Genomic DNA, 3,127 nt, shown 5'->3' on the forward strand with positions numbered 1-3,127 from the left:
CCGGGCGGCCGCGCGGGTCGAGCAGGCCGGTCTGACGGGCCAGTCCCTCGCCGTCCTTGACCACCCGCACCACCCAGCGGGTCCCCTTGCGCAGCCCGCCGGAGGTCAGCACGTGCACGTCGGAGTGGTGCCCGTACAGGTCGTGGATCTCCTTGCGCAGCCGCCGCGCGGCCGCGCCGGTGTCCAGCTCGGCCTCGACCACGACCCGGCCGGCGACGATGTGCAGGCCACCGGCGAACCGCAGCAGGGAGGAGACCTCGGCCCGGCGGCAGCACGTCTTGGCCACCGCCAGCCGGCTCAGCTCGTCCTTGACCGCGCCGGTCATCGCCACAGGTGGTCTCCTCCGCCTCTACTTCACACTCGGTCGTGCAGTCCGTGCAGCTGCAGCGCGTCCCGCAGGGACAGCGCCAGCGCCGCCGGATCATGCCGGTCGGCGGCGCCCCCGGCCGTCACGCTGGACAGGTGCGCCGTCGCCCCCAGCGAGGCCGCCGCAGTGCGCAGCCGCTCCGGGGTCGGCACCGAGTCCACGTCGGCGACCACAGCGTCAACCCGCAGTCTCGGTGCGTGCTGGCAGAGTACGTCCAAGTGGCGTTCGGGGGAGAAACCGGCGGTCTCACCTGGTTGGGGGACGAGGTTGAGCACAACCACCTTGCAGGCGGCCGTGTCGACCAGGGCCTCATGCAGCTCCGGCACGAGCAGGTGCGGCAGCACGCTGGTGAACCAAGATCCAGGTCCGAGCAGCACGACGTCCGCGTCGAGCACCGCCTGCACGGCCTGCGGGCACGCCGTCGGCGGGCCGTTGCGGTCGGCCCGCAGCCGGATCCGCTGCACCTGACCGGGTGTGGTGGCGACCGCCACCTGTCCCCTGATCCGGCGAACCGCGGCGACGTCCTCGTCCAGCCCGGTGACGTCCGCCTCGATGTCCAGCGGCACGTTGCTCATCGGTAACACCCGCCCGCGCAGGCCCATCAGCCGCGCCACCTCGTCCAGCACCGCGACGGGGTCGCCCAGCGTCTCCAGCAGGCCGGCGATCAGCAGGTTGCCGACGGCGTGGCCGGCCAGCGCCCCGCTGCCGCCGAAGCGGTGCTGGAACACCTCCGCCCACATCCGGCCGGCGTCGTCCTCGGCGGCCAGCGCGGCCAGGGCCTTGCGCAGGTCGCCGGGCGGCAGCAGGCCCAGCTCGCGGCGCAGCCGGCCGGAGGAGCCGCCGTCGTCGGCCACCGTGACCACGGCGGTGACGTCCGGGGTGAGCAGGCGCAGGGCGCCGAGCGTGGCCTGGAGGCCATGGCCGCCGCCCAGGGCGACGGCTCGGAGGGGCTTGTCATGCGCGCCGATCGGCTGCACGGGAATCACTCGCGACCCAGGTCCCGGTGCACGACCTTGACGGTCATCCCGTCCTCCGTCGACAGCAGTCCTGAAAGTTCTTCGGAAATTGCCACGCTTCGGTGCTTACCACCGGTGCAGCCGACAGCCAAGGTCAGATAGCGCTTGCCCTCACGGCGGTAGCCGGCGCCGATCAGCTTGAGCAGCTCGTGGTAGCGGTCCAGGAACTCCTCCGCGCCCTCCTGGCTGAGCACGTAGTTGCGCACGTCGGCGTCGAGGCCGGTCTGCTCGCGCAGCTCCGGGATCCAGAACGGGTTGGGCAGGAAGCGCACGTCCATCACGAGGTCGGCGTCCATCGGCAGGCCGTACTTGTACCCGAAGGAGAGCACGGTGACCCGGGTGCGGGCGCTGGCCTCGGAGCCGAACGTGTCCTCGATCTTGGCCCGCAGCTGGTGCACGGACAGCGAACTGGTGTCCAGCACCAGGTCCGCCGCCTCGCGCAACGGGGTCAGCAGCAGGCGCTCGGCGGCGATGCCGTCGGCCAGCCGGCCGTCGCCCTGCATCGGGTGGCCGCGGCGCACGGACTCGAAGCGGCGCACCAGCACGTCGTCGGTGGCCTCCAGGAACAGCACGCGGGGCTTGTAGCCGCGGGCGTCGAGGTCCTTGATGATGGCCGCCAGGTCGTCGGTGAACGCGCGGCTGCGCACGTCCATCACGACCGCGACCCGCGTGATGGCGCCGCGGGCCTGCGCGCCCAGCTCGACCATGGTGGCGATCAGCTCGGGGGGCAGGTTGTCCACGACGAACCAGCCCAGGTCCTCCAGGCACTTCGCGGCGGTGCTGCGGCCGGCGCCGGACAGTCCGGTCACCACGGCAACCTCGATGCCCGACTTGGAGGCGGGTGCACTCACGAGCTCACCTCGCTGACGCTCGCCGAGCTCCTGAGTGCACGCACTACAGTGTTGAATGGTGAGATCGCAAGCTCACTCACGTCGATTCCCTTTCCTTCCCGGCACTCGCCAGGGTGGCGTGCACGGCTTCGGCGGTGCGCCGGCCGACGCCGGGCACCCCGCTGATCTCATCCACGGTGGCCTCGCGCAGCTTGCGCACCGAGCCGAAGTGCTTGAGCAGCGCCGCCTTCCGGGTCTGGCCGAGGCCGGGGACCTGGTCCAGCTCCGAGGTGGTCATGCGCTGCCCGCGCTTCTGGCGGTGGTAGGTGATGGCGAAGCGGTGAGCCTCGTCCCGCACGCGCTGCAACAGGTACAGCGCCTCGCTGGTGCGCGGCAGGATCACCGGATCGGGTTCACCCGGGACCCACACCTCCTCCAGGCGCTTGGCCAGGCCGATCACGGCGACATCGGTGACGCCGAGCTCGGCCAGCACGTCCGCGGCCACCGCCACCTGGGGCGCGCCGCCGTCGACGACGAGCAGGTTCGGCGGGTACGCGAAGCGGCGCGGCTTGCCGGTGTCCGGGTCGATGCCGGGGCGGTCCGGGTCGACCGGGGCGGCCGCTTCCTGCTGGTAGCGGGCGAAACGGCGGCGGACGACCTCGGCGATCGAGCCGACGTCGCCGCCTTCCGCGCCCTCGCGGATCGCGAACCGCCGGTACTCCGACTTGCGGGCCAGGCCGTCCTCGAAGACCACGAGCGAGGCCACCACGTCCGTGCCCTGCACGTGGCTGACGTCGGTGCACTCGATGCGCAGCGGCGCCGAGTCCAGTCCGAGCGCGTCCTGGAGTTCCTGTAGCGCCGCCGAGCGAGCGGTCAGGTCGCCGGCGCGGCGCAGCTTGTGCTGCGCGAAGGCG

General features: G+C 72.3%; 4 protein-coding genes. All 4 read right to left on the reverse strand.

Annotated elements, in window-relative coordinates; translation table 11 throughout:
• On the reverse strand, positions 1–331 hold a 331-nt coding region (gene whiA / locus KUTG_RS10110), incomplete at its 3' end, for a DNA-binding protein WhiA (protein ID WP_043716510.1).
• A gap of 23 nt (positions 332–354) precedes the next feature.
• Positions 355–1,353, reverse strand: a complete 999-nt coding sequence (yvcK, locus tag KUTG_RS10115) for a gluconeogenesis factor YvcK family protein (protein WP_304413665.1) — start codon at positions 1,351–1,353, stop codon at positions 355–357.
• Positions 1,350–2,207, reverse strand: a complete 858-nt coding sequence (gene rapZ / locus KUTG_RS10120; protein ID WP_052396559.1) for an RNase adapter RapZ — start codon at positions 2,205–2,207, stop codon at positions 1,350–1,352. Before rapZ ends, yvcK begins: the two co-directional genes overlap by 4 nt.
• Before the next feature lie 103 nt (positions 2,208–2,310).
• Positions 2,311–3,127 (reverse strand): helix-hairpin-helix domain-containing protein (locus tag KUTG_RS10125; RefSeq protein WP_043716514.1); only part of this gene is annotated, 817 nt, incomplete at its 5' end.

This window comes from Kutzneria sp. 744 (assembly GCF_000568255.1).
In the GTDB taxonomy this organism is placed as follows: domain Bacteria; phylum Actinomycetota; class Actinomycetes; order Mycobacteriales; family Pseudonocardiaceae; genus Kutzneria.